General features: G+C 34.3%; 20 protein-coding genes. 7 read left to right on the plus strand and 13 right to left on the minus strand.

Annotated features, from left to right (window positions below; translation table 11 throughout):
• The first annotated feature begins 296 nt into the window (after positions 1 to 296).
• Complete coding sequence (locus DYH56_RS01120) at positions 297 to 824, plus strand: GNAT family N-acetyltransferase (protein WP_114641004.1); 528 nt, start codon at positions 297 to 299, stop codon at positions 822 to 824.
• A 54-nt stretch (positions 825 to 878) separates the two neighbouring features.
• Here DYH56_RS01120 and nagA read toward each other — a convergent pair whose 3' ends face one another.
• Together nagA and nagB are read right to left on the minus strand one after the other, a co-directional pair.
• The gene (gene nagA, locus DYH56_RS01125; RefSeq protein ID WP_114641005.1) at positions 879 to 2,024 is read right to left on the minus strand and encodes an N-acetylglucosamine-6-phosphate deacetylase; all 1,146 of its coding nucleotides are present in this window, start codon (positions 2,022 to 2,024) and stop codon (positions 879 to 881) included.
• Positions 2,025 to 2,586: 562 nt separating this feature from the next.
• A complete protein-coding gene (gene nagB / locus DYH56_RS01130; RefSeq protein ID WP_114641006.1) occupies positions 2,587 to 3,414 on the minus strand; it encodes a glucosamine-6-phosphate deaminase in 828 nt (275 codons plus the stop codon).
• 342 nt (positions 3,415 to 3,756) lie between these two features.
• Between nagB and nagE the strand changes: the two genes are divergently transcribed.
• Positions 3,757 to 5,193 carry an N-acetylglucosamine-specific PTS transporter subunit IIBC gene (gene nagE, locus DYH56_RS01135; protein ID WP_114641007.1) on the plus strand — a complete coding sequence of 479 codons (1,437 nt, stop codon included), beginning with the start codon at positions 3,757 to 3,759 and terminating at the stop codon, positions 5,191 to 5,193.
• Positions 5,194 to 5,309: 116 nt separating this feature from the next.
• Here the strand turns inward: nagE and gltX are convergent, their stop codons facing one another.
• The 4 genes from gltX to DYH56_RS01155 form a co-directional block, all read right to left on the minus strand.
• Positions 5,310 to 6,821, minus strand: coding sequence for a glutamate--tRNA ligase (gene gltX, locus DYH56_RS01140; RefSeq protein WP_114641008.1), 1,512 nt, complete (start codon positions 6,819 to 6,821; stop codon positions 5,310 to 5,312).
• 19 nt (positions 6,822 to 6,840) lie between these two features.
• Positions 6,841 to 7,939 (minus strand): peptide chain release factor 2 gene (gene prfB / locus DYH56_RS01145; RefSeq protein ID WP_114641009.1). Its coding sequence is split into 2 segments (ribosomal slippage): positions 6,841 to 7,866 and positions 7,868 to 7,939, totalling 1,098 coding nucleotides; the frame shifts between segments, so codons are not numbered across the junction.
• Between the two features lie 138 nt (positions 7,940 to 8,077).
• A complete protein-coding gene (locus DYH56_RS01150) occupies positions 8,078 to 9,691 on the minus strand; it encodes a diguanylate cyclase (protein ID WP_114641010.1) in 1,614 nt (537 codons plus the stop codon).
• A gap of 19 nt (positions 9,692 to 9,710) precedes the next feature.
• A complete protein-coding gene (locus tag DYH56_RS01155) occupies positions 9,711 to 11,282 on the minus strand; it encodes a glycosyltransferase (protein ID WP_158539003.1) in 1,572 nt (523 codons plus the stop codon).
• A 154-nt stretch (positions 11,283 to 11,436) separates the two neighbouring features.
• Between DYH56_RS01155 and DYH56_RS01160 the strand changes: the two genes are divergently transcribed.
• Positions 11,437 to 12,132 (plus strand): helix-turn-helix domain-containing protein, encoded by a 696-nt coding sequence (locus DYH56_RS01160; RefSeq protein WP_114641012.1) that lies wholly within the window; start codon positions 11,437 to 11,439, stop codon positions 12,130 to 12,132.
• Between the two features lie 63 nt (positions 12,133 to 12,195).
• Here DYH56_RS01160 and DYH56_RS01165 read toward each other — a convergent pair whose 3' ends face one another.
• The 7 genes from DYH56_RS01165 to DYH56_RS01195 all read right to left on the minus strand — a co-directional run bounded on the left by DYH56_RS01165 (position 12,196) and on the right by DYH56_RS01195 (position 21,810).
• Positions 12,196 to 13,587, minus strand: coding sequence for a cation:dicarboxylate symporter family transporter (locus tag DYH56_RS01165; protein WP_114641013.1), 1,392 nt, complete (start codon positions 13,585 to 13,587; stop codon positions 12,196 to 12,198).
• A gap of 78 nt (positions 13,588 to 13,665) precedes the next feature.
• Complete coding sequence (locus DYH56_RS01170) at positions 13,666 to 14,034, minus strand: rhodanese-like domain-containing protein (protein ID WP_158539004.1); 369 nt, start codon at positions 14,032 to 14,034, stop codon at positions 13,666 to 13,668.
• A 257-nt stretch (positions 14,035 to 14,291) separates the two neighbouring features.
• Positions 14,292 to 16,070 (minus strand): hypothetical protein, encoded by a 1,779-nt coding sequence (locus tag DYH56_RS01175; protein ID WP_114641015.1) that lies wholly within the window; start codon positions 16,068 to 16,070, stop codon positions 14,292 to 14,294.
• A 5-nt stretch (positions 16,071 to 16,075) separates the two neighbouring features.
• Positions 16,076 to 18,826 (minus strand): DEAD/DEAH box helicase, encoded by a 2,751-nt coding sequence (locus DYH56_RS01180; protein WP_114641016.1) that lies wholly within the window; start codon positions 18,824 to 18,826, stop codon positions 16,076 to 16,078.
• 144 nt (positions 18,827 to 18,970) lie between these two features.
• Positions 18,971 to 19,303, minus strand: a complete 333-nt coding sequence (locus DYH56_RS01185; protein WP_114641017.1) for a cupin domain-containing protein — start codon at positions 19,301 to 19,303, stop codon at positions 18,971 to 18,973.
• Positions 19,304 to 20,701 (minus strand): APC family permease, encoded by a 1,398-nt coding sequence (locus tag DYH56_RS01190; protein ID WP_114641018.1) that lies wholly within the window; start codon positions 20,699 to 20,701, stop codon positions 19,304 to 19,306. It lies immediately after the preceding gene.
• Positions 20,702 to 20,841: 140 nt separating this feature from the next.
• Positions 20,842 to 21,810: an OmpA family protein gene (locus tag DYH56_RS01195; RefSeq protein WP_114641019.1), complete on the minus strand. Its 969-nt coding sequence runs from the start codon at positions 21,808 to 21,810 to the stop codon at positions 20,842 to 20,844.
• A 206-nt stretch (positions 21,811 to 22,016) separates the two neighbouring features.
• Here DYH56_RS01195 and DYH56_RS01200 point away from each other — a divergent pair, with 206 nt between their 5' ends.
• From DYH56_RS01200 to rnr, 4 genes are read left to right on the plus strand one after another with little or no spacing between them, the layout of a single operon-like run.
• Complete coding sequence (locus DYH56_RS01200; RefSeq protein WP_114641020.1) at positions 22,017 to 23,048, plus strand: N-acetylmuramoyl-L-alanine amidase family protein; 1,032 nt, start codon at positions 22,017 to 22,019, stop codon at positions 23,046 to 23,048.
• 19 nt (positions 23,049 to 23,067) lie between these two features.
• Entirely contained in the window at positions 23,068 to 23,637 is a 570-nt protein-coding gene (locus DYH56_RS01205) for a GerMN domain-containing protein (protein ID WP_114641021.1), read from the plus strand.
• Between the two features lie 26 nt (positions 23,638 to 23,663).
• Positions 23,664 to 24,224: a bis(5'-nucleosyl)-tetraphosphatase (symmetrical) YqeK gene (gene yqeK, locus DYH56_RS01210; RefSeq protein ID WP_114641022.1), complete on the plus strand. Its 561-nt coding sequence runs from the start codon at positions 23,664 to 23,666 to the stop codon at positions 24,222 to 24,224.
• Between the two features lie 14 nt (positions 24,225 to 24,238).
• Positions 24,239 to 26,377 carry a ribonuclease R gene (gene rnr / locus DYH56_RS01215; RefSeq protein ID WP_114641023.1) on the plus strand — a complete coding sequence of 713 codons (2,139 nt, stop codon included), beginning with the start codon at positions 24,239 to 24,241 and terminating at the stop codon, positions 26,375 to 26,377.
• Positions 26,378 to 26,411: the final 34 nt, after the last annotated feature.

Consider the following 26,411-nt stretch of genomic DNA (forward strand, 5'->3'; position numbering starts at 1 on the left):
AATTTACATCCTGTATTTTTTATTTCTTAATCCGTGTATGCTCTTGCATCCGCGTTCTATTTCTTCGTGATACATTTAAATTTCTTTATTAAATCATATTTAAAATTAAGTTTTCCAGTACACGTTTTTCTACGATTATCTAAATCGAGTATAGCTAAAACTTGATTTAGAATGTCGTTTTTAATAATCCTATATTTTTAGTGTAATTCGTGACTAAGTCTTTTAATATTTTTGGATTATTTCCCTTTGCAGAGTATACTCCTATTAAAAATTAATTTTCAGGGGAGGAAAAAAAGATGTATGAAGGTAAACTGGTACGACTGAGGGAGTATCGAAAGGAAGATATAGAAAAAGCTAAGGAGTTTTTAAATGATTTTGAGGTAAGGAAAAATTTGCAGCCTGCAATACCTTACCCGTATACATTGGAAGACGAGGAAAAGTGGTACAGCGGTATCAGTGCTGTAAAAGATACCTATACCTTTGCCTTGGAAACTCTAGAGGGCAGATATATTGGGGGATGCGGGGTAAATAGTGTCGATTGGAAAAACAGTAAGGCAGTGATCGGAATATTTATAGGAGATAAGGAATACTGGGGTAAAGGATACGGCAGTGATGCCATAAATACCCTGGTTAAATTTATATTTGAAGAGATGAATATCAACAAGATAGCACTGTGTGTCTATTCTTTCAACGAAAGAGCCATCAAATGTTATGAAAAATGCGACTTTACCAGAGAGGGGGTTTTGAGGGAAGAACTTTTCCGACAGGGCAGATATCACGATGAGATATTGATGAGTCTGCTGAGGAAAGAATATAAAAAATAAAAACCCTGCCTAATAATTAGAGAATTCTCCTCTAATTATTAGGCAGGTTTAGGTTTAATTTACACTAAATTTTGATACACCCCTTACTATTACATCTATTAATTCTATTTTTTCATCTAAGATAACCAGGTCTGCTGTATATCCAGCAGCTATCCTTCCATACCTGTTGTCTATATTCACTGCTTTGGCCGGATATAAAGATGCCATCCTCAGAGCTTCTTCTAAAGATACTCCTACATGTTCTACTAAATTCCTGACTCCCTGATCCATGGTCAATACCGACCCGGCTAAATTTCCCTCTTCATTTCGGAGCTGACCATCTTTATGAAAACACCTCTTACCCTCAAACATAAATTCAGGCATATCGGTCCCTGCAGGGGACGCTGCATCTGTAACAAGATATAATCTTTCTCCCAGCAATTCTTTGGCAATTCTCACACTGGCATAATGACAATGGAACCCATCTACTATTATTCCTGCTTTTATATCTTTAGAGTCGAATACAGCTCCTACAACCCCAGGCTCTCTGTGGGTGAACGGACTCATAGCATTATATAGGTGGGTTGCCAATGTTATCCCATAAGGTTTCTTTTCCATTATCTCTTCATAGGTAGCGTTGGTGTGTCCAAGGGCCACATTTACTCCCCCTTCTCTCAGGGTTTTTATATGCTCAGGTTTGGCATTTTCAGGTGCCAGAGTAAGGATAGTTGTTTTTGACTTGGATATTTTCCCGATAATTTCATCCGATAAGACCCTTATCAGATCCTCCCTATGAGTTCCTTTTTTATCCACAGATATATATGGCCCCTCTATATGAAGTCCCAAAACTCCTAAACTTTCCAAATCCTCTATCTCTTCCATTACCTGAAGAGCACTCTCGATCTTATGGTCTGCACAGGTAATAAGGGTAGGAGTATATAGAGTACAGCCATATCTTATATTAGTTTCATTCATAACTTTAAAAGTATTTACAGATACATCCTCATTTAATAAGACTCCTCCGCAGCCGTTGAGCTGTAAATCTATAAATGCCGGTGCTATAAGATTACCATCTATATCTTTTTTTTCTATATTGGGATATAAAGTGTCTAAATCCTCTGATTTTACTATCTCTTTTATTTTTTTTCCATCTATGACAAGGGTTCTGTTAAAGATGGTTTTTTCACCGGTAAATATTCTGCCGTTTATCAATGCGTACATACATTTCATCTCCTTTTAAAACTTTGACACAGATCTCACTATGCCCATCAGGTATCCCACTAAACCATCTCTCGCCTAACTCTTTCCTTGTTGTCGTTTTCGCGAGGTCACGAATATAAAAAAATTCTTATAGTTAAAAAGAATTTCTTTAATGTGAAATCAGAGAAAACTATAGCTCGATCTTTTAGCTTTGGTTTCTCTAAAACTAGATTCATATTTAAAATTTATTCTAAAGTTAGAATTAATTTTGATATTCATGAAATCTCCATAAAAAGGAGGAGTCTAAACTTCCGGCACTTTTTGGATACTTATTTCTTGCTCGCATTTTTATTTTTTTCTAATGTTATTAGAGAAAATAAAATAATCGCGATATCTAAAGTATCCCAGTTAAGGGTGGAATCCTTAGGTCTTTTTTGTCGCAGATCTCACAGATTTCATAAACTAAAGTCTTTCAATTCTTCCTTTTGACATTTAGAAATGATTTTTATTTCTAATAATCGTCACCTCGAAGCGAGGAAGATGTCCAACAGGACAAAAGGAGTGATCTCTGTCAAATATAATCCTATCTTCCCCTATTGTATAAATCTGCAATTAATTTTTCCGAATCTAAGTTTGCACTTTCTATATCTTTAAAATATCTATAAGTTCCTACTTTTAATTCTACTGTAGCCTCTTCATCCGACACTATGATGCCTTTTTTATGCATTTGAAGAGCTGAGATTGTCCACATATGATTGATTCCCTCTTCTACAGCCTGACGAAGTGCTCTGGCCTTATTATGTCCATTTACCATGATCAACACTTCCTTAGCATCTAGTATAGTCCCTACCCCTACAGTCAGCGAAAGCTTTGGAACCTTATTTATATCGCCGTCAAAGAATCTTGAGTTAGCTATGATAGTATCAGCAGTTAATTCCTTATCTCTTGTCCTGGAAGTAAGTGATGATCCCGGTTCATTAAATGCAATATGACCATCTGGACCAATTCCCCCTAAAAATAGATCTACTCCCCCTACAGTTTTCATCTTTTCTTCAAATCTTGCACACTCAGCTTTATAATCTGCAGCCATCCCGTCTAAAATATTGATATTTTCTTCCTTTATATCTATATGATTAAAAAAATTCTCATACATAAAGTAATGATAACTCTGCGGGTTATCCCTGTCTAAACCTACATATTCATCCATATTAAATGTCACTATATTCTCAAAGCTGATTATTCCATCCTTATTAAACTGAATAAGTCTTTTATACATTCCTAAAGGTGTCGATCCTGTGGGTAATCCCAATACAAAGGGGGTTCTTGCAGTAGGTTTTGCCTCCAATATTTTGTTTGCTACATAACAGGCTGCCCAGTCACCAATATTTTTTTCAGTAATAACAACTCTCATAGTCCTTCCTCCAATTTATATTTTTTTATTTATCAAAATTATAGTTTCATTTTTGACTATTGTCAATCTTTTTGAATAAAAAACACAATCTTTATTTTAAAAATGAATTTTTTTTACAAAATCCTTGATTTTTGATATACTTATATTGTATTATATTTTTAGAGAGTGTTTTTTAATAATATATACTGTATTATATTAAATCAATTTTTATACTTTTTTAAAAAAACATGAATTAAGAAAACTTTAGTAGGATATTTAGACCCTGTTAGGTATCTTAATTTAAGGAATAAATTTTAAATCATATAAAAATTGTATAACTACTTAATTTTAAGGAGGAAAAATATGTTTAAGTATTTACAAAAGATTGGTAAGGCATTGATGGTTCCTGTAGCTGTACTTCCAGCAGCAGCAATATTAATGGGTATTGGATATTGGATCGATCCCACCGGATGGGGAGCAAACAGTCAGGTAGCAGCACTTTTAATCACAGCTGGTAAATCTCTTATAGGTAGTATGGGAATTTTATTTGCTGTAGGTGTCGCTTTTGGAATGTCTAAGGACCAGCATGGCTCTGCTGCACTAACTGGTTTGGTCGGGTTTTTAGTTTTAACTACCCTGCTCAGCCCCGGAGCTGTAGCTGCATTAAAAGGCATAAAAGTTGCCGATGTTCCTGCTGCTTTTGGCAAGATCGACAATGGTAACCAGTTTATTGGTATCTTAGTGGGGGTTATCTCATCTGCATTATATAACAAATTTAGTAAGGTGGAACTGCATAAAGCATTATCTTTCTTCTCAGGTAAAAGATTAGTTCCGATTATAACTGCTGCTACAATGATCCCCATTTCATTTATATTGATGTTTCTTTGGCCGGTAGTCTATAATGGATTAGTTACATTCGGTACTTCTATTGTTGATTTGGGACCATTGGGGGCAGGGATCTATGGATTCTTCAATAGATTATTGATCCCTGTTGGATTACATCATGCTTTAAACTCTGTATTCTGGTTTGGCGCAGCAGGGATCAATGACCTTGGAAACTTCTGGGCTGGAACAGGAACTAAGGGGATTACAGGTATGTATATGGCCGGATTTTTCCCAATCATGATGTTTGGATTAGTTGGAGCCGCTGCTGCTTTTGTTAAAACTTCTAAACCAGAAAATAAAAATAAAGTTGCTTCTATCATGATTGCTGCCGGATTTGCAACATTCTTTACCGGTGTTACAGAGCCATTGGAATTTGCATTCATGTTCTTAGCTCCTGGATTATATTTAATACATGCACTTCTTACCGGTGTTTCTTTATTCATTGCAGCTACTATGCACTGGACCGCTGGATTTGGATTCTCAGCCGGGTTAGTTGACTTTATCCTGTCTTCAAGATTACCCCTGGCTGATAAGCCGTATATGTTAATAGTTCAAGGGCTGGTATTTATGGCTATCTATTATCTTGTATTTACATTTGCTATCACAAAATGGAACTTAAAAACTCCAGGGAGAGAAGAGATCGAAGGGGATACTGAAGAATTCGAAGCTCCTACAACTCATACTGCAACAGCTAAGTTAATCTTGGAATATGTCGGTGGAACGGAGAATCTCATGGAAGTAGACAGTTGTGCTACCAGACTCAGATTGGAAGTTAAAGATCAAGGATTAGTTCAGGATGCTAAGATTAAGAAGATCACTTCTGGTGTATTAAAACCAGGAAAAACATCTGTTCAAATTATTGTCGGGCCGCATGTGGAATTTGTAGCTGCGGAATTAAAAAAATTAGTAAAATAAGATAAAAAAATAGGGTTAACCATTTGGTTGACCTTATTTTTTTATCCCCTATTATTTTCAAAAGGAAGTAAAATAAAAAAAAGGAACTAATCACATGATTAATCCCTTTTTTATATCTAGTATATCTTATACTGTTCGTTCATATTTTGGATTCTGGCTAAAGTTCTTGTCTTCCCTATGATAGAGATAACATTGTATAATTCAGCACCCTTTCCTTGACCGGTAATTACTGCTCTAAGCGGCATATATACTTTACCAGGTCCTGTTCCCATAGCTTCTAAAGTATCTACTAACATAGCTTTTACTTCTTCTACAGTTAACTCTTCATTTGCACCTTCTAATTTCTCTACGAAATACTTTATAGCCTTTATCTCATCTTCACCCTTTATAGCATTGTGAAGTCTTTGAATTGGTTTTTTCTCCTTGTTGCTCATCTCTTCAGTTGTTTCAGGCAGCTTGAATTCATCCACATAGTAGATGTCAGCTAATGCTGCTAATCCCTTCATAGTAGTTGCAGGTTCTCTCAAGATATCGATTACTCTCTCTAAAGTTTTCATCTCTTTTTCATCGGCATTTTCAGATACAAATCCTCTTTCAACGAAAAATCTCTTAGACATTTCAGTTAATTCTGTCAGGTCTTTCATTCTCATATGCTGGTTATTTACCCATCCTAACTTTTCTAAATCAAAGATCGGTCCTCCTAATGATACTCTTGTAATATCAAAAGTTTCTATAAATTCATCCAGAGTAAAGATCTCCTTATTTTCTCCTACAGAGTATCCCATAAGACCCAGGAAGTTTATCATTCCCTCTTTTAAATAACCCTCTTCAAGATAGTAATTTAATGATACAGGATTTTTTCTCTTAGAGATCTTTGTTCTGTCTGCATTTCTAAGTAATGGCATATGAACAAATTCAGGCATATCCCATCCAAAAGCCTTATACATTTGAATATGTTTAGGGGTAGAAGCAATCCATTCCTCTGCTCTTATAACATGAGTTATCCCCATTAAATGGTCATCTACTACGTTAGCTAAGTGATAAGTCGGGAACCCGTCTCCCTTTAATAAAATTTGATCATCTATCTTATTGTTTTCAAATCTAACTTCCCCTCTTAAAACATCCTTTATCACAGTTTCACCGTCATATGGCATCTTAAGTCTGATTACATATTCCTCACCAGCTTCTAATTTAGCTGCAATTTCTTCCTTAGATAATGATCTGCAATGCCCGTCATATCCAGGAGCCTTTTTCATGGCTTTTTGTCTCTCTCTTAATTTATCTAATCTGTCTCTTGTACAGAAACAGTAGTAAGCTTCTCCTTTTTCCACCAATTCATTGGCATATTTCCCGTATAAGTCAAATCTTTCAGACTGTCTGTAAGGACCAAAATCCCCGCCTACGTCTGGACCTTCATCCCAACCTAGATCTAACCATCTCAAAGTATCAAATATTTGCTTTTCTGAATCAGCAGTAGTTCTAGTCTGGTCTGTATCCTCTATTCTAAGTAAAAATGATCCTCCGTTTTTCTTAGCCATAGCTAAATTAAATAAAGCTATATAAGCTGTTCCCACATGGGGATCTCCTGTTGGAGAAGGTGCTATTCTCGTTCTAATTTCTTTACACATATCTATATTCCTCCTAAATTTATTTTTTCATCCATCTGAGATATCCGGTTATGAAGTTATCTATCTCACCATCCATAACTGCCTTTACATTCCCGCTTTCTGTGTTGGTTCTATGATCCTTTACCATGGTATATGGCTGGAATACATAGGATCTTATCTGGTTTCCCCAGCTGTTGTCAGACTGTTCTCCATGGAGTTTTTTCAGCTCATCTTCCCTTTTTTTCATCTCTATCTCTAACAGCTTGGATTTTAACATCTTTAGGGCTGTTTCCCTATTTTGAAGTTGTGATCTACCACTCTGGCATCCTACTATGACTCCCGTTGGAAGATGGGTCATCCTTACGGCTGAATCTGTGGTGTTTACATGCTGCCCTCCTGCTCCTCCTGCTCTAAATGTATCCACCTTTAGATCACTTGGAACAATCTCGATATTAATCGTATCATCAATTTCCGGGGTTACATCTATAGAGGCAAAAGATGTGTGTCTTTTTTTAGCAGCATCAAAGGGAGATATTCTCACCAGTCTATGAACCCCTTTTTCACCCTTTAAGTATCCATAAGCTCTCGAGCCGCTTACTAAAAGGGTAATGGATTTTATTCCCACCTGGTCACCTGCCTGATAATCAAGTTCCTCCACCTTATACCCTTTAGAATTAAACCACCTGCTGTACATCCTATAGAGCATCTCTGCCCAGTCACAGGATTCTGTTCCTCCTGCTCCTGCATGAATAGTAAAGATAGCACCGTTTTCATCATATTCACCATCTAAAAGCAGACTGGTATCAAAATCTTCTATCTCCTTTATGAGTTTAGAAAATTTAGTCTGGAGTTCCTCTGCAAATTCTTCTTCACCAGCTTCTACAAATTCAATGAGTAGATCCAGTTCATCTATCCCATTAGATATATCATTGTATTCTCCTACAATCACTTTTAAAGAATTTAAGTTTTTAATTATCTTAGAACTTTGTTTCTTGTCGTTCCAAAATCCATCTTTCAGGGTTTCACCTTCCAGTTCCTTTATCTCATCATTTTTTTTCTCTAAGTCAAAGATGCCCCCTGATTCCAGTTAATTTCTCTTTAACTCCTGTCATTTCCCTTCTTATCTCTAAAATATCCATATTTACCACCTATACTCTCTATTTTATTCAACCATAATAATCTTATATTTCCCCTTTAAATTACATTTTTATTCAGAAAATTATAGCATGAAATTCCTTTATTTTCAATGCTGCTACCATATCTCTAAATCACAATTTTTAATATAAAATTTTATTTTTTCCCGATCTTTTAGCCTTATATAGTGACTTATCGACTATCTCTATCAACCCTTCAACACTGAGTCCTTCTTCATATTCCATGACTCCTCCGCTTATAGTTACCTTTATTTTTTCCCTGCTATTGAAAAATTCTCTCTTTTTTATTTCCTTCCTTAACCTTTCTCCTACTTTAAAAGCATCCATTCTGTTAGTATTAGGTAAAACAATTATAAATTCTTCCCCGCCATACCTGCACACTTTATCCATCTTACTGGTTTCTTCCATAAAAATTTTACAGACTTCTTTTAACACAAAATCTCCAAAAACATGGCCGTAGACATCATTTATATTTTTAAAATTATCTAAATCAATCATAATTATAGAAAAAGTCGACTGAAACATCTTCTTTTTAATTATTTCATCCTCTAAAAAAGTAGTGAGACTCTGCCTGTTATAAACCCCGGTAAGGGAATCTATTCTGGCAATTTCCTTTAATTCAATCTCTCTCTTTTTGACATTTTTTTGAATATTTTTTACCTCTTTTGTTATTACATTCAATTCTGAATCATCGGATATATACATCAATATTTCTTCTATATTTTTACTATAGTTTCCATTGGAAATTCCCTCTATTAAAATACTTAAATTTTTCAAATGAACCTTTAACTTTTTAGAAAATGAATTTATTATCAATAGAGAGATTATCGTCCCTATCAAACTAATGATAATTCCAGCTTTTATTATATTTAAAGGGAGCTCTTTTAGCTCATTTTTATAGGTTCCGCCTACCATGATTAATCCTAATTCTAAAATAGGTTCCAACCTAAAATATTTTTCACCATTAGGTGTATCCAAATCAAATATTACAGGTTTTTTAAGACTTAAAATTTCATCTAAATAAGATTTTTCACCCTTGAATTTCAAATCCATATATTCCTTTATTAAAATTATATTTTTATCATTTACCCCTGGTATCCCGGCATCTACAACAAGCATTCCCTTCTTATCCATGATAAACATCTTTCCTGTTTTTCCGATGGACAGATGGGACATTTTCAATTGATAATCCGAAAAATTCAGGTCCACTCCTACTACTCCTAATATTTTATCTTGAATATATACAACCTTAGCTATGGTAATTCCACTCTCTCCATTTGAAAATCTATAAATATCTGTAGTATGATAATCACTGTCTTCCTTTACCGCTCCTGTATACCACGGCCGTCTCCTCGGGTCATACCCCTCAGGTATAAAACCTGACCCCTTTAATGAGAAGTTTCCAAACTCATCCCCATAAAATATATTTTCAACCTCTTTATTATCAGTTACTATATGATCCATCATACCCTCTATCAGATCTTCAAATTTATCTTTGTGGGAACTTTCTTCCACACTGTGGATCACAAAAAACTCCAACAGGTTTAACACGGCTTCCATCTTATCGTTGATTAATTTTAATTGTTTTTTTTCCGAAGCAAAGATAAATTCAATTTTTTCCTGCTCCCTTCTTTCAGTTTCATTTTGTGTCAAAAAAAAACTATACATCCCTAAAAAAAAGATGGGTATCAGGCAGCTGATCACAGAAATTTTAATCACACTTTTTTGTATATTCATAATAACCCACCTCCTTTTTTTATCTTAGATCAAGTAACCTTTTAGCCACCGATTCAAAAGAATATTTTTTACTTTCCGCTATAAATTTTTTGTTCAGGTTGGGTACTTTCCCTAACTTTTCTAAATTTAAATTAACTACCTTCTCCAGATTGTTTACAACTTCACCATCTAAATTCACTAAACTATCCTTAAAAGGAATAACTTCTTTTAATCCTGAATGATTGAAAACTACAGGAACCAATCCCTGAGACATTCCCTCTATACTTACCATCCCAAAAGACTCTGGAAAAATAGACGGAACTACAATTACACTATGTTTTTTTATAACATGGGGCAGGGTATCGTGATCTAATTTTCCCAAAAACACAACCCTGTCCAGATCTATTTTTTTAGCTAATTCTAAATATTTATCCAATTTATCGCATTCTTTTAATGAATTCCAAAATTTTGATAAATATTTCAACTTCCCATGTTTTTTTTCTTCTAAATAATTTCCTTTTTCTATAATAATTTCTAGTAGCTCCTTATTACCATCTATTAATCCCCTCAGTAAGATTTCTAAAGCCGGTCTAAATTTCCCATATCCCACAATAGTTATATTTGTTGTGGGATTATTTTGAAAAATATAAGGCAGACTCATCAATAAAATATGCACCCCTTTGGAAATTATTAGTTTTCCTATATACAGGATCTTCTCCTCTCCTCTTAGGTTCTCAGATAATTTAGATATCAGATCTCTGTCTATATCCCTATATTCTATAACATTTTCTCCCTCATCTAAAAGTTTTTTTATCTCCTCTATATCTTTTAATTTTTTCACTTTCTCATAATTTTCATCATATATTTTTTTTATCGGCCCATTGGAATAACTCACTTTTTCTTCTATAATATTTTTAACCTCTTTATCTTTTAACAACCTATTGAATTGCTCAAAATTAACCCCTGAAGGAATGATTTTAAACCTGGTATCCCTAAAAAATTCTGTTCTTTCATAGATCTCACAAGATCTATCCCTTATATATTCACTTTGGACCACCACATTCTTGGAATCCAAAAACCCTTCATAGGAGAGGTTCATATACCTTTTATCTCTGCTTATAATATAATTTAATGAACTTCCATGACCAATAACTATATATGGCACCCCGGTCTTTTCCTGCACTTTTTTCATTATATATGGAGCTATGGCAAAATGATTACAGTAGATTATATCTATCTTGTTTTTTTTCAAAAAACTAATCATTGCCTTTACATTTAAATCTATATACCTTTCTAACTCTTCATCGGTCAAGTTATCAAATGTTTTTACTTTAAACCCGTCATATTCATCGTAGACAAACACAGGAAGCAGATCACCAATATACGGAGTTACTCCTATAAATCCATCATCTTTAAAATTCGTCTCCAGAGAAAGATTTTGATCGGCATCCATAACCCAATGGGAGCCAATATCTTCCACTCCACCCCAATTTCTTTCCTGGGAAAATAAATATACGTTATTTTCTTTTAAAAATTCTTCCACTATATTCAATGTAAAAACATTACTCCCGCTACCACGTAAAAGGTAACCATGCCAAAATAAAATTTCCAAACTCATCAACTCCCTTTTAGTTTAACATAATATACCTTTAATTTTAAACATTCCCTGTACAAAAAAATAATCTATAGTTCAAATCATCATTTGTAATATTCCCAAATTGAGGTTATAATTAACTATAACAATATATAGGGAGCTGATATCTATCATGACTTTTAATAAATTTATTAAAAATAAACGAACAGAATTAAATCTAAGTCAAAATAAATTTGCTAAATCCATTGGAATAACTCAATCTTATTTTAACAATATCGAGAGGGGTGAGTTAAAAAACCCGCCCAGTGAAGAAGTTTTAGAAAAAATATCCATGGGTCTCATGTTAAATGAGGAGGAGATCGATTATCTAAAATTTTTAGCTGCTTTTGAAAGAACTCCCCAGCTCATCAAGGATGAATTAGACAGAAAAGATAAGGAGATCAGCTATCTCAGAGGAAATTCTTCTATTTCTGAAAACAATTCCATCTCCATCGACGACCAGATCCCGGTCTTTGAAAGGATCAGTGCCGGCATTGGAGTTTTAGGAGACCAGGAAGTTACAGAGTATATTACCCTCCCTGGGATCAGAAATCACGGTAATATTTTCGCAGTCAATGTATGGGGTGATTCTATGGAACCCACCATTAAAGACGGTTCTATAATTATTGCTAAAAAAGAAGTTGAGGTAAGAAATGGAGATATCGGAGCTTTTTTTATAAACGATGAAGCCTTTGTAAAAAGGCTGAAAGTTACAGATTCATATGTAGCTCTTATCAGTGACAATCCCAACTATCCCCCTATTTTTATAGGCCCTGGAGAAGATCTCAAAGTTGTAGGAAAGGTAGTAAAAGTTTTAAGTGATATATAGCAACGTGATGTTAAATCTAAATAATAAAAAATGGAAGCAGAATTTCTGCTTCCATTTTTTAGTTTATCCTCTATTCAGCACGGCCTTACCTTCACCGTCATTATATACCTCTTTATCTAAAGATCCCAATAATTTTGCTGTTACAACACCGGTAGCCATAGCTCCCGATACATTTAAAGCAGTTCTACCTTGATCTAAGATAGGCTCAATAGCGATCAATAATCCAACCAATTCAATCGGTAATCCCATTATAGGAAGTACGATTAGGGCTGCTATTGTAGCTCCTCCTCCAATTCCAGCTCCTCCAAGTGAAGCTATCATTACAACTATTACCAATTTCACAAAAAATGCAGGTTCCAATACGTTTATACCGGTAGCAGTGGCAATCATTACAGCTAACATGGCAGGATATACTCCTCCACAACCGTTTTGTCCAACGGTAGCCCCGATTCCAGCTGACATACTTGCAATAGAGTTAGGTACTCCTAATTTTTTTGTCTGACAATCAATATTCATTGGAATAGTTCCTGCAGATGTTCTAGATGTAAATGCAAATGTCAGTACCGTCCATCCTTTCTTTAAAAATATTACCGGTGATACACCGCATAACATGATCATCACTAAGTGTACTCCAAACATAAGTGCTAATGCAACATAGGTAGCTACAACAAAGTTACCCAGTCTTGAAATTTCCACAAAGTTAGAACTAGCACATACCTTGGTCATTAAGGCTAATACACCGTATGGAGTAAGTCCCAATACCATCTGTACTAATTTTAATACAACTGCCTGAGCTGCATTTGTAGCATTTTGAATTAATTCAAAAGTCTTCTTATCTTTCTTTTTGATCTTTCTTGTAGCTACCCCCACTAAGGCTGAGAAGATAACAACACCAATTGTTGAGTTGTTTCCTGCACCAGTCATAGCTTTAAAAGGATTGTTTGGAATAATTCCAACTATTTGTTCAATCAATGAAGAAGTATTGCTGACTGCTCCAGCTTTCCCCTCTAAGTAACTCATTCTGGCAGCTTCTTTTGCTCCTGATATTAATCCTTCTGCACTTAAATTAAATGCTAAAGATGTAAATACGGATATAAGAGCAGCTATACCACAAGTTACCAATAATATCCCAATTATAGTTGTACTCATCTTCGCTATAGAACTATTTTCAGATTCCTCTGCATTGATAACAGATGAAGCTATCGATACCATTATTAGAGGAATAACTATCATCTTTAATAACGATACATACCCGCTGCCAATTATATTGGTCCATTGTAATGTACTTGCAATTATATCCGATCCCTGTCCATAAAAAACCTGCATAGACACACCAAATACTACTCCTAGTCCCAATCCAGTAAATACCCTGTTTGTAAATGACTTATATGATTTCTGCATCCAAGCCAGCACATATACCAATATTGCCATAATAAGTATATTTAAAATTTGCATATATAACCCTCCCTAAAATTTTCTACCAAATTTAAAACCTTTTTTTATTTTAAGTCTAACCTAGACTTTTTGTTTTTATCATGTCCCGCATCCGTCATCATTTGCATGCCAGGCATTGGTACCGTATTTCATATTAAATGATTTTTCAAAACCATATTTCCTGAGAATCTTTACAGCCTTTAGTCCCTTGGCTCCTGTCGTGCAGAACACTACATATGAATCGTCTTTAGTTATCTCTTTTTTTTCCAAAAGGTCTTTGATCTTTGTTTCAAACTCCTTAAATTCAACGTTGATAGTTTCATCAAAGATAGGTTCAACCTTCTTTCTTTTACTTTCATTCCTTACGTCGATTACAATTGCATCATCCCCTATAAGATCTAATGCTCCATCTTTATCTACTTCCAGGTGTTTATCCCAGCCAAATAGATCACTAATAATTCCCGCCATTTTTCCCCTCCCCATTTTTTAAAAACATTTTTTACTAATTTAGTCACTTTTACATTGTCGACCCACATTGTAAACAATGAGATCTATTTTGTCAATCTAAAGATTTTTTAAGTGTCTTGCCACCAAGATCACTAAGAAATAACCAAAAAGATCACTGAAAATCCTTTTTCTTTGGATTTTTAATTTTTAAGTTTAAATTGCTAATAAAAAGCAAAGACCTGGAGAATTTATATCTCCAGGTCTTTGCTTTTTTTATCTTATTCTATTTCATTAAAATAACCATATTTCGACAGGATAGCTTTAACCTTAGGTACATTTTCTTCCTTTATAAGGATATAAAAACCCTCTGCTTTTAAAATATATTCTTTTAACTTACTATCTGTAGCCAGGATCTTAAAAAATTCTTTGTCCTGTTTAACTTTAAATACCTTTATCTCAGATTCATGAGTCAGGCAGTTTACTTTAGATCTCAACTCATCAAAGAAAGTCTCCCAAACTTGGGGGAGGTCTTTATAAAATTTATTTTTAAATTCTTTTATCCTTTCCTCTAGTTCCTTTATTGTTGCAATTCCCTTTAAGAATCTTCCCTTATCCATCCTATATTTATTTTCACCAATCTTGATAGATATTTTTTCTAAAAACATAGACATTATAGGAGCTGACCCAATGATGGTTATTAAAAGAAGATCTTCATCATATACTATCTCTGCGTCTTCATTTTCCTCTGCGAAAGCATACTCATCTGCCCGCCCCAGGACATATTCTCCTAATTTAGTCAGCTCTATATATTTTAACCCATCATATTTCGATAAATAATTATTCTTCAAATATAATCCATTGTTGCCGCTGGGCAGGTCATAATAAAGGGTAAATAATCCCAAACTTCCTAAAAGGAAGAATATCGACTTTACAAAGGGCTCAATGATATATCTATGATATTCATCATACTGGGATATTCTGGTCCTTCCATAGTTTGATTCATTTATATACACATAATCATATACATCTTTTAACTCAATGATATCTAAAAACTCATCTCTATAAACCAGATAGTTTATAATATTTGAAATACTTATGGTCTTTTCCGACGGCAGTTCCATGATTAATTTCACTATAGTCTGAAGTGATCTGGTCAGATTTTCTGTTTTCTTTATATTTTTTACACCCTTTAAATAATTCAGGTATTTAGTTGTATATTCATACCCATCGTTCTTTGTAAGTTTTCCGCTGAGGAACTCGTTTATAATATATTTAAATTTGTCCAGCTTAAAGTTTTCCGGGACAAGGTATTCATCTTTTATCAGATAGAATAACAGTCCCATAGTTTCAGTTTTTAAATAATCCAAATCTTTATTTTCACTATAAAATTCTGAAATATCACAGTATTTCTGCATATCCCTTTTGCTCTCTTTGAGGAGTTTTAAACTGGTAGAAAGTTTTATATTTCCCTGGCTGTAAAAATTATAGTATAAACTATACTTTTTACATATTTCCTCTTCAGAGTTATGTTTATAGGTATAGATTGGATTTTCTATCGGGTGGATAAAATAATCTCTCACTTTATTTGGACAATGGGGTCTTATTTTCCTGATGATATCATTGTCTAAATATAAATACCCCGGCCCTTCTTTAGCTATTTTATTTTTTTTATAATGAAAAAATTTATATCTGTCCTTTAAATTCTCACTGGTTTCATAGGTGTGTTCTTTTTCAAAGAACTCCTCTATCTGCGACTCTTCCAAGATATATTTTCCGCTCCACAAGATACTTCTAAAGATCTCCTGAATATCCTCTTCCAGGCTGTTAAATATCTCTACAAAAGTTTCTTTTTTATAGAAAGCTTCCTCCAATAGATCTACAAATACCGATTTATTCGACGTTTCCGATAACAATGAAACCTCAAATATATCCAAATGAAGACCAATGTGTCCATCTGCTATCCAGTCTATAAAATATTTTTTATACAAACTATAGATTCCATCTTTTGTATAAAAATTTGTAATCGAACTTTTAAATTTATCTCTGCTTATCCCCATTTTAATTACACTCCTAACATATATTCAATATCAGATTCACTTAGACTTTTAACTGCAACAGTATCTGTAGTTATAAGGCTGTTAAATAATTTATTTTTTTCCATCTGTAAACTAAGCATCTTTTCTTCTATAGTTCCTTTTGTAATAAGTTTATAAGCAAATACCGTCCTGTCCTGTCCCATACGGTAACTCCTATCTACAGCCTGATCCTCTGCTGTCTTGTTCCACCACGGATCATAGATAAATATCTTATCAGCAGCAGTCAGGTTCAGCCCGACTCCTCCTGTTTTTAATGTCATGATAAATACCTTGCATTCCTTGGCCGTCTGAAATTTTTCCACTAACTCCTGTCTGTTTTTGGTAGCACCAGTCATAGATATATGATTTATTCCATGACTTGCCAGTTCCTCACATATATTATCTATGGAATTGATATAATTTGTAAAAACCAGCACCTTATGTCCATTTTTTACTGCTTCCAAAATGTTGTTTACCAATATTTCCAACTTTGCCGATCTTACTAAACCATCACTTTTGGATTCCGGGCAGCTGGCTATTTGACGCAATTCATTCAATGCCTGGAGGATAAATATCTGACTCTTTCCTATCCCGTGTTCAGTTAATTTTTGATTTATAAGGGTATAGTAGAAATTTCTTCTCTCTTCATATAATTTTCTTTGCGGTTCATTCATCTCTACATAGAGAGTTTTTTCTATCTTATCCGGCAGATCTTTTAATACCTGCTTTTTTATCCTTCTCAAAATAAATGGGTATATTTTCTTCTTTAATTCCTCTATTATCTCTAAATCGTTGTCTTTTTGAATCGGGTTAGCATAATAATTATTAAAATCTTCAATCCCGCCAAACATCTGCGGATTTAAAAATCTAAACAATGAATAAAGTTCCCCCAAATTGTTTTCCACCGGTGTTCCACTGAGAGCCAGTCTTTTTTCGGAATTTAATAACATCACTGCTTTCGTTATCTGAGATGTAATATTTTTTATATTCTGGGATTCATCTAAAATTACCATCTCAAATTTTTCTTTAGTCAGTAATTTAACATCATTTCTTACCGTTCCATAGGTAGTCAGAATAATGTTACAGTCTTTTACCTCATTAAAATCTCTATTATTTCCATAATATATTCCTACGGTCAGGTCTTTACAGAATTTTTTTATTTCACTCTCCCAGTTAAAAACCAAACTTTTAGGCATGATGATGAGAGACGGCTTCGTCAGGTTTTTATGCAGGTATGTATAGGCTAAGATACTTATGGTTTGGATAGTTTTTCCCAGACCCATGTCATCAGCCAGACAGCCGCCTAATTTATTTTCAGTTATATAATATAACCATTTATATCCATATTCCTGATAACTTCGCAAGGTTGCATCTACCATGGCATTTGGTATGTCTAGAGTTTCTATCTCATTTAAACCTTGGAATATCTCTCTGCCATAGGCCACCCCATCTCCGGATATTTTTTCTCCGATAAGTTCCTCTATTATTGGCAGATCAAAGAAAGATACCTTAACGTCTTTAGATGATTTAGTATTTTTAAATAACCTTTCCAATTTTTCTATATATTTTTTATTGATCAGTGCATTAGTCCCATCACTTAGAACCACATATGAATCTTTTTTATATTTTGAAATTATATCCAGGATAGAAAATTTTTCCCCTTCTATCTCCAGGTGTGCATCTCCCTCTAAAAAATCAATTGAATGAGATAGTTTAGCTATCAGCTTTGGCTGCACAGTTTTTATTTTATACGTTTTTAATTTTTCTGTCCCTATAAATTTATATTTAGAAACTAAATTAAGCAGTTCCTTACTTATAAATTCTTTGGCTAATTTTTCATGGAGAATGATCAGATTCTCCTCCACATAGTAACTTTCCTTTAACTTTAACTTTCTTTGGTATTTCACCAATATCTTTATCACGTCTTCCATACTTTCAGACATGGTAGATATATCTATATCACAAATTGATATTATTTTTTCCAATGAATTTAATAATACCACCGTTTTAATGTCATCTTGTTTCAGCATATTATAGGTCATGGTAGATATTTCAAAACCAAATTTAAGATACAAACTTCTGTCTTTAGAAATTTTTTCTATTATAATCTGCGGTACAAATGACCTCTTATTTAATTTTTCTATCCTGTAATCCTCATATTCCAAACTTAAATTATCAAAATAAGAGTTGGTTATAGTCAAAAATCTTTCCATCTCTTTTGGATCTATCTGTGTATTCAGTTCCAGTGCACTTAGGTAATTCTCTCCTATGTCATCAATATGATAGATCTTGTTTTTTCTTATCACATAGTTTTCAGTCAAAAATTCAAAAATTTCATACTTAGCATCCAATATTAATTTAACCTCTATTTTTTCCTTGGATTTTTCCAGTTTTAGAGTTATTTTTCTTTTATTCTCCCTAATACTGATTTGTTTAAAATCCTCTGTGACAAAGTATTTACTCTTCCTCAGCAGTTCAAATAGATGTGGGTTTTCTTCTAAATAAATTAGATTAGATTCATTTTCCCACGATATATTAAAAAAATTATGCTCACTTATAAGGTTCAAATTAGAAATTATTTCTAAAGTATTTTTATCTGTTTGGATAGGAGTTATTGGAAGACTTATTTCATTCCCTTTTTTATCTACTACCTCGATATAAGATTTTTTTTCATAAAATCTCAATTTAAAATAAACTTCTACCCGTTCTTCACTTTTACTAATAAATTTATCGTACATCGCTCTCTCCACTCTTCAAAAATTCTAATTTAAATATCCATTAAAGCCTATTATATCAAAAAATCTAAACTTTTTCAATCTTTGGGTAAGTTCAGTTCTAAATTTAAAATTTGGAAAAAAAAGAAGGACCTAAGTCCCTCAGAATTACCTTACATATTTTACCGGATGTTTTGCTCCCGGAGCTTTTATTACTATAAGCTCTAAGACCTCCTCATCTTCATTTCTAACATTCATCTTTATATCATATGGAATTTTCAAAAGAGTTCCTTTTTCATATACTTTAGTTTTTTCATCTCCCAAAGTTATAGATAATTTACCCCTGATAACCGTCATATGTACAACTGCATTTGAATAATGTAAAGGCAGCCCCTTTCCCTTTTCAAATACCATATGAATATAGTTTAAATCATCCTCTAAAATTAATTTTTCTACTGCCGTTTTATCCCCTGTGGACATTTTAAACACTTCTTCTATCATCTAATCCCCCTTTAAATCCCTGTTCAGGATCAATTCATCCAACTCTTCTTTAGTATAATGCACCACCTTAAGGTCATAAAACTTATAGAATGATAAACCTATGAGCCCCCAGACTATTACTATAGTTGCCGACGGCATGGACAGTGAACTATTCAGTCCCGGCACCAATAATAAAATTAAAAATATTACCCCGGCTATGGAACCAAATATAGATGGCAGATAGATTTTATTATATTCTGCCTTATATAATTTATAAGAAGAAAGGCTGGTATACAGGTATCCTATGGAAGCTCCTACACTTGAAGTCCCGACTATCCATCCCAATACATTCCTTCCAAACCATGGTGCAATCAATGATATTCCCAGGATGAACAGGATAGCATTTTTAGGAGTATGATATTTAGGGTCTAGTACCCCGAAGAATTCCGGTAATATCTTTCCCCTGGACATGGCAAACAACAACCTGCTGGCAGCCATATAAAATCCATTTATCCCTGCTACTATAGCCGAAAGAAGAGCTATTCCAAGGGACCACAATCCAGTCTTACCAAAATAATATTCAACTGTATGTCCCGTTGCCCATGTTATATCACCCCTTGTGACTTCCTCCAAGGTTATCCCAAAACTTGTGAAAAATAAGATTGAACAATAGATTAAAGCTCCTATTAAAATAGAAAATACAGCCAATCTGGAAGCTTCTTCAGCCTCAAAATTCAGTTCCTCTGCAACCTGTGGGATACAGTCAAACCCAACAAACAACATTGGGGCAATAGACAGGACCTTTGATATGTTAGACAGGCTGATCCTCTGGCCTGTAAGGAAGGTAGCCGTGTATGAGTTAGCTACACCAGCTTTTGCTATGACCAGGCTTAGAAATAAAAATACTATCCCCACCAATAAAAGTACCATTATATTTTGAAAATTCGAGGCTAATTTTACCCCTTTAATATTTAGATAGGCGAAAAAACACAGGGCAAATACTGCTATTCCTATCTCCCCCAGATATATACTGGATCCCGCTATGGTATAAAGGTATCCAACCTTTAATACTCCCGGCATTATAAATTTTGCAACAAAAGCCAGACCTGTAGCATTAAAGGGTACTAAACTTGAATATGCCAAAGTTAGAAACCATCCGCATGTCAATGCATGCTTCCAGCCAAATGCGTCATAGGTAAATGCGTATTCTCCTCCTGCTACTGGAAATTTATGGAGTAAATAACCGTAATTTTTTTCTATTACAACCATTATAAGCCCGCCCATAAGGATAGCTATAACAGAGTTTATCATCCCTGCTTTCAAAAACGTAGTTCCCGGGAGTATAAATGCTCCGGTTCCTATGATTGCCCCAATTGCCAAGGATAATATATCCATCTTTTTAATTTCTTTTTTCAACATCAAATCAGTCCCTTATGTCAAGATTACCATCCATTAATACAGTTCAAAACATAATATTAACACGTGATACGATATAATTATATCACATATTTTTAGGAGAAAGATGAAAAATTATACAAATATTACCCCATACAAATCTATTATTTCTCTATTTCTATTTCCACCCTTCTATTGGTATTATGGTCTTCTCCTAATGGCATTGATTCACCCTTACCAATTACTTCTACTTCTACTTCTTCTGGGATTTCCAGATAATCCACGACCGCCTGAGCTCTCTCTTCTGATAATTTTTGGTTATATTCAACCGATCCCCGAGTATCTGTATGCCCTGTTGCAGTTATTTTTTTGGCTCCCCCTACCTCGGGTTTTAACTTATCCAGATCAGCCCTTCCCTTTTCACTTAATTCACCATCATTAAACTCAAAATGATCTAAGGTATATTTTATTAATGGTTCCTCTTCTACGATTACTGGAATTATTTCACTTTCCTCAACTACAGATATATTTTCCGGGATTACTGAGTTATCACCTTCTTCTGAGATAACCACAATCCTCCTAGGAGCAGCTTCCTGCCTCATCATGTCATAAAACTCTCCCAGCTTCATTCCAAATTTTATTCCTACACTATCATGATATCCGCTCTGATCCTCTTTTTTAAATTCATAACCCATATTTTCATATAGAACTTCCAGATTAAAAAATCCAAGGTCCCTTCCTACACCAACTCCTACATAATGACCCCCTCTGGTGTTCCCGCCAGTCACATTGGAGGATGCATTATAACCGCCTCTTCCTACCAGGTAAAACATCTCATCCAGCATCTCATATTTCCCAACTAAATAAAACGGCATAGAATTATTATACTCATTCTTATCATCTTCTATCCTGGATCTGAATTCCGTCCCCACCCCATAGGTGTAATCCTCCCCATAGGCCCATAAATACTCTGCTCCCAAGGTCCATCCCTGATCTATGGAGCCGCCGCTGTCCCCCATATAATCTTTGGAGATATTTCTCCATACATCATATCCACCTTTGATCTCCAGTCCCTGTGCATAGGTTGTGGTTACCAATACCAATGCTGCCATACCAAATAAAAGTTTTTTCATCCTCTACCCCCTTAAAATCATATATACAATAATATTTATCTACTAAATTTATTCCTTATTTCCTTTTTTTTTACTTTTTATTCAGATATTTAATGAGATAAAATTATCAACTTTTTCTAATAAAAATTTACACATTATATTGTGATATATGATAAAATGTAACTTGATAGTTCAACCTTAACCTCATACAATATAAGGAGAGCACAATGAGAAAAATAAATTTAATCCTACTTTTTTTTATCCTAGCTACTATAGGATTTTCTAACCAAATTTTATTACAAAACCTGAGATTTAATGGTAATCCTCCCCAAATGGTTATCGATGTAGAAGGAAATGTTAAGCCTAAGTATAATATTAGTTATGACGAACAAAACAGGTACCTCTTTGTTGAATTTTTAAATACAAGAGCTTCCTCAAACTTAAAAAATAAGATACTCAATGGAAGTTATGTTAAAAATGTCCAGGTAAGAAAGTATAAAAATTCTACAGGTGTCTTTATATTTTTTAAAAACAATATAAATTATAGTGCCCGTTATTGGTCAAACCCCACAAGGTTTGTATTAAACTTTGATAAAAATAAGGCTAAAAAGGAATATACCATCATCGTAGATGCAGGTCATGGGGGAAAAGATCCTGGTGCCACTGGTTTTAATAGATACCATGAGAAAGATCTGGCACTGAAAATCACTAAATATCTTAAAACTAATCTTTCAAAAGATTTTAACGTAATCATGACCAGATCCAATGATTCCTTTATCAGTTTGTCCGGCCGGCCGAACATAGGGAATAAATATAAGGGTGACTTCTTTGTAAGTGTCCATCTAAACTCCAACAGCAGTTCCCAGGCTAACGGTGCTGATATATTTTATTTTTCCAGAACAGAATCCAATTATGCTAAAAAAGTAGCTGCTTTTGAAAACAGTGTAGGAGATAAATTTGGAGAAAATGCCGACGATATAACCCTTATTATGGGACAGCTTTTTTACAAAAAAAATAAAGAGGTCTCTGCCAAGGTAGCACAAAACCTGGTCAACTCTTATTCCAAAAAGTTAAGAATGACAAACAGGGGAGCACACGGAGCTAACTTTGCAGTTCTTAGGGGATTTGATGGCCCTGGAATACTGGTAGAAGCTGGATTTATTACAAATACCTCAGATATAAGTAAGATTAAGCAGGCTAAATACCAGAAATTAGCTGCTGACGAGATTGCCAAAGCTATAAAACAACATTTTTATTAAAACATTAAGGAGATCAGCTATGAAAGATAAAAAAAGTTTAATTATCTTAGGGAGTTCCATTACCTTCCTTTTAATAAGTAGTATTTTTTTCTATAAATACGTCACTATGGGAGATGAGATTCCCATAAAAAAAATTACTAACCACAAAAATATACAGGCAATTATCGATATTAAGATAGTAAAAATTTATACTCCCAACGATTCTTTGGACAGGTTGGTTCCATCGGATATAGAGATTGTTAAGGAAGATTTTGCTTCCGAGGTAAAATCCATCTTCAACGGGATTCATGAACAGAGCAATTATCAGATTAGAGATGAAAACGGGAATTACTATCCATTTATGGACTCCGATATAACACTCTTAAACTCCTATCTTGTAGGTGATAAACTATATCTTAACCTCAGCTCCAACATTACCAAGAGTATTCAAACTAAGGAACAGGAACTCCTAATCATATACTCTTTGGTGAACACCTATACAAGTTTAGAGGGGATCAACAGGGTAAAAATACTTATCGATGATGTAGAAGTAAACAGATTAAAATGGTACAGTCTCAAAACTTTTTATACTAAAAATTTAGATATCTAAAAATAAAAAGTATCACGGAGGTTTTTATGTTAAATCAATTGTATGACCATATTGAGAAATCACTCCCACCTAAAAGATACCAGCATACCTTGGGAGTTATAGAAGTAGCCGTCGCTTTGGCAAAACAATATGATATCAATGAACACAGTGCTGAGATTGCAGCCCTCCTGCACGATGTCTCTAAATGCATGAATTTGGAAGAACTTCACTTCTATGTGGAATGTGATGAAACTTTGAAATATTACGGAGATATGGGAGAACTGCTCCATGGTTTTGCAGGAAGTGTTTATGCAAAAAAAGAATTGGGAATCCATGATGAAGATATCCTCAGTGCCATCAAATACCACACCATCGGCAGGAGGGGAATGACGACTTTAGAAAAGATAATATATATTGCCGACGCTGTAGAACCTAACAGAAACTACCCCAATGTAGATTTAATTAGGGAAAAAGCAAAAACTTGTATCAACGACGCTATCCTACTTGAGGTAGATAGAAAATTAAAACATCTCCTGGAGATCGATGCTCCTATCCACCCTAATACTGTGGATATGAGAAACTGTATCTTAGGAGAGTTGGGAAAATAAAGGGAGAAAAAGTTATGAATAAAAACGATGAAAAAAAAGTTTTAGAACTTTTTAAAAAAGGTAAAGGAAAAACTTTAAGTGAGATCACATCTTATATGGGTTGGTCTCTTAAATTAAAAAAACAAAATAGAGATTTTTTGGATAAATTAGTAGAATCGGGAGACCTTATCTTGAGTAAAAGGGGGAAGTATAATACTCCTCAGAATTTAGGATATGTTATCGGAAATCTCGATGTAGTAAAGGACAGATTTGCATTTGTTGATACAGAAGATTTTGGTGTATTTATCCCTAAATCTAAATTTAACGGTGCATTCAACGGGGATCTTGTTATGGTACAGCTGTCCAGTGAAACTACCGGAGCCAAAAAAGATGGGGAAGTAGTCAAAATATTGAAAAGGGAAAAAAATACCATCATTGGTATCTACCAGGCCAACGAGAGATTTGGCTTTGTAGTTCCTACCCATTCATTCGGGAATGATATATTTGTTCCCAAAAGGTTCAATGGAGGAGCCCATAATGGTGAACTGGTGGTCTGTGAAATTATATCTTGGGGGGAAAAAGATAAAAAACCCGAGGGTAAGGTTATCGAGAGAATCGGGGACCCCTATGATACCAACAATATGATTGAAGCTCTTATCATCAGGGAAGGGCTGTCTATGGACTTTTCTCCCAGACTAATTCAAAAGGCAAAGGAATTAAGCGATCAGCTTTCAGAGGAGGAGATCGCAAAAAGGCACGACCTGAGAGATCTTCCTATTATTACCATCGACGGGGAAGATGCCAAAGATCTAGATGACGCTGTATATGTGGAAAAATTAGATAATGGAAATTTTAAACTTATAGTATGTATCGCCGACGTTTCTTACTATGTTCCTTTCGGGAGTGCTCTGGATATGGAGGCCCGTAAAAGAGGTAACTCGATATATCTGGTAGACAGAGTAATACCTATGTTTCCCAGGGAGATTTCAAACGGGCTGTGTTCGTTGAATCCCCATGAAAATAAATTTGTATTTACATGTGAAATGGAGATTGACAACAAGGGGCAGGTAGTAACCCACGAAACTTATAAAGCTGTAATATCTACTGCTCATAGGATGACCTATGGGGGAGTCAATAAGATCCTGGCTGGTGATAAAACTTATACAGAGGAATATAAAGATATAAATAAGATGGTCTTTGAGATGTTAGAACTATCTCATATCCTTAGAGAATTAAAATATTCCAGAGGCAGTATCGATTTTGATATTCCAGAGGTAAAAGCTGTCTTAGGAGAAGATAAAAAAGTAGAGTATCTTAAGGTAATCGAAAGAGGTGAATCTGAAAGAATTATCGAGGATTTCATGATTGCAGCCAATGAAACCGTTGCTGAAAAGATATTTTGGATGGAACTGCCATTCCTATACAGAACCCATGAAAAACCTGATCCAGACAGAATTACCGCACTAAATGATTCTATTAAAAAGTTTGGATATAACCTTCATTCCCATGAGGACTTACACCCAGGGAAGTTCCAAAAGATAATAGAGCAATCTAAGGAAGACGGCAACAGCCAGATCATCCATAAACTTATTTTGATGAGTTTAAAGCAGGCCAGGTATACAGTAGAGAATGTCGGGCATTTCGGATTATCTTCAAGTTATTATGCTCACTTTACTTCTCCTATCAGAAGATATGCCGACCTTATGGTTCACAGAGTTATCAATGAAACTCTAACCGGTTATCCAAGTAAAAAAACTATAAAGATGTTTAAAGATGAGATGTCTGCCATTGGATCACATATCTCAAAAACAGAGAGAACAGCTATGAAATTAGAATCTGAAAGTGTAAAGATAAAAATTGTAGAATATATGCTGGATAAGATCGGAGAAGAATATAAGAGCAGGATTATTGGATTCAATAAAACTAAGATATTCTTTGAGACAGAGGAACACGTAGAGTGTTTCTTTGACGGAGTCAATTCTCCCAACTACTTCACCTTTGATGAAGATAACTATACTATGAAAAATGAAGATACAGGAGATCTCTTTAAATTAGGAGACAGTGTAGATGTATCTATCGTTCGGGCTGACCTCAGCCAGTTAGAGGTAGAAGTTGTCCCTGCACAGTATTTAGACAAATACAGGGGCCCGAGACAATTCAGAAGAAAACATTAATAAATTAAAGTAAATAAAAATGGATTCCTAATGG

This window comes from Psychrilyobacter piezotolerans (assembly GCF_003391055.1).
In the GTDB taxonomy this organism is placed as follows: Bacteria; Fusobacteriota; Fusobacteriia; order Fusobacteriales; family Fusobacteriaceae; genus Psychrilyobacter; species Psychrilyobacter piezotolerans.

What these genes read in the sequence shown, in the direction of transcription:
- DYH56_RS01170 (WP_158539004.1), bottom strand. Translation starts at nt 14,034, where the DNA reads ATGGCGGGAATTATTAGTGATCTATTTGGCTGGGATAAACACCTGGAA.
- DYH56_RS01205 (WP_114641021.1), top strand. Translation starts at nt 23,068, where the DNA reads ATGAAAGATAAAAAAAGTTTAATTATCTTAGGGAGTTCCATTACCTTC.
- DYH56_RS01195 (WP_114641019.1), bottom strand. Translation starts at nt 21,810, where the DNA reads ATGAAAAAACTTTTATTTGGTATGGCAGCATTGGTATTGGTAACCACA.
- nagE (WP_114641007.1), top strand. Translation starts at nt 3,757, where the DNA reads ATGTTTAAGTATTTACAAAAGATTGGTAAGGCATTGATGGTTCCTGTA.
- nagA (WP_114641005.1), bottom strand. Translation starts at nt 2,024, where the DNA reads ATGTACGCATTGATAAACGGCAGAATATTTACCGGTGAAAAAACCATC.
- DYH56_RS01200 (WP_114641020.1), top strand. Translation starts at nt 22,017, where the DNA reads ATGAGAAAAATAAATTTAATCCTACTTTTTTTTATCCTAGCTACTATA.
- DYH56_RS01120 (WP_114641004.1), top strand. Translation starts at nt 297, where the DNA reads ATGTATGAAGGTAAACTGGTACGACTGAGGGAGTATCGAAAGGAAGAT.
- DYH56_RS01185 (WP_114641017.1), bottom strand. Translation starts at nt 19,303, where the DNA reads ATGATAGAAGAAGTGTTTAAAATGTCCACAGGGGATAAAACGGCAGTA.
- DYH56_RS01175 (WP_114641015.1), bottom strand. Translation starts at nt 16,070, where the DNA reads ATGGGGATAAGCAGAGATAAATTTAAAAGTTCGATTACAAATTTTTAT.
- DYH56_RS01180 (WP_114641016.1), bottom strand. Translation starts at nt 18,826, where the DNA reads ATGTACGATAAATTTATTAGTAAAAGTGAAGAACGGGTAGAAGTTTAT.
- DYH56_RS01165 (WP_114641013.1), bottom strand. Translation starts at nt 13,587, where the DNA reads ATGCAAATTTTAAATATACTTATTATGGCAATATTGGTATATGTGCTG.
- DYH56_RS01190 (WP_114641018.1), bottom strand. Translation starts at nt 20,701, where the DNA reads ATGTTGAAAAAAGAAATTAAAAAGATGGATATATTATCCTTGGCAATT.
- DYH56_RS01150 (WP_114641010.1), bottom strand. Translation starts at nt 9,691, where the DNA reads ATGAATATACAAAAAAGTGTGATTAAAATTTCTGTGATCAGCTGCCTG.
- DYH56_RS01160 (WP_114641012.1), top strand. Translation starts at nt 11,437, where the DNA reads ATGACTTTTAATAAATTTATTAAAAATAAACGAACAGAATTAAATCTA.
- rnr (WP_114641023.1), top strand. Translation starts at nt 24,239, where the DNA reads ATGAATAAAAACGATGAAAAAAAAGTTTTAGAACTTTTTAAAAAAGGT.
- yqeK (WP_114641022.1), top strand. Translation starts at nt 23,664, where the DNA reads ATGTTAAATCAATTGTATGACCATATTGAGAAATCACTCCCACCTAAA.
- gltX (WP_114641008.1), bottom strand. Translation starts at nt 6,821, where the DNA reads ATGTGTAAAGAAATTAGAACGAGAATAGCACCTTCTCCAACAGGAGAT.
- nagB (WP_114641006.1), bottom strand. Translation starts at nt 3,414, where the DNA reads ATGAGAGTTGTTATTACTGAAAAAAATATTGGTGACTGGGCAGCCTGT.